This is a genomic window from Kitasatospora sp. SC0581 (assembly GCF_048159585.1).
GTDB lineage: Bacteria > Actinomycetota > Actinomycetes > Streptomycetales > Streptomycetaceae > Kitasatospora.
The window spans coordinates 1-649 of the sequence record NZ_JBLRWA010000102.1; the positions used below are offsets into that span (position 1 = coordinate 1).

Consider the following 649-nt stretch of genomic DNA (forward strand, 5'->3'; position numbering starts at 1 on the left):
TATGCAATAAAAAACGAATATGTTTTATACTCACTTAGAACCAATTATGACGTTTTTGTTTTATTACTTAGCAAAAGTAATCCTCCCAAAATTAACAGGCTGAATGAATTCGATGGATTCTCTTTAATTGCTACAGCGAATAATGTATTATCTAAGCTTGTAACCCAATTTACAATATTAGGGTTGATCATAATAGCGATGTTCAAATTTATCTCGGGGATTTATTGGCTCTGCCCCTTCTTGGCTATCGCCTTTACTCTTTTTGGACAAGTAGTTTACAGCAACAAGGATTACAAAAAAATCAAACAGTCCTGTCAATAGGTTTATTAAAACAAAAAATAACTAAACACGGGGATTTAAGAATTTATGAAAAATATAATTACCACATATAAAAAATACTTTTTTGTTTCTTTAGCCGTTTATTGTATTAGTTTTATAACCGGAGCATTCTTATCAAAATTTTTAAGTTTCAAGTATACCGAAAATGAGCAAAGATTTGTTGACCTGTTTCTTCATAATTATACATTGGGGCTTAAAATCATGGTATTAGGTTGGATTAGTTTGGGTGTAATTAGTATAATATATTTGGGGTATAATGGGGTTTTTTTAGGTGCTTTCTCATTTGCAATTATAAGAAACCATGGGCTCA

2 protein-coding genes are annotated in these 649 nt (G+C 30.4%); both read left to right on the plus strand.

Features of this window, described 5'->3' with window-relative positions; all coding sequences use genetic code 11:
* Positions 1-321: hypothetical protein (locus ACLWS4_RS37260; RefSeq protein ID WP_416876459.1), on the plus strand; the 321-nt coding region annotated here is incomplete at its 5' end.
* 45 nt (positions 322-366) lie between these two features.
* On the plus strand, positions 367-649 hold a 283-nt coding region (locus ACLWS4_RS37265; RefSeq protein WP_416876460.1), incomplete at its 3' end, for a stage II sporulation protein M.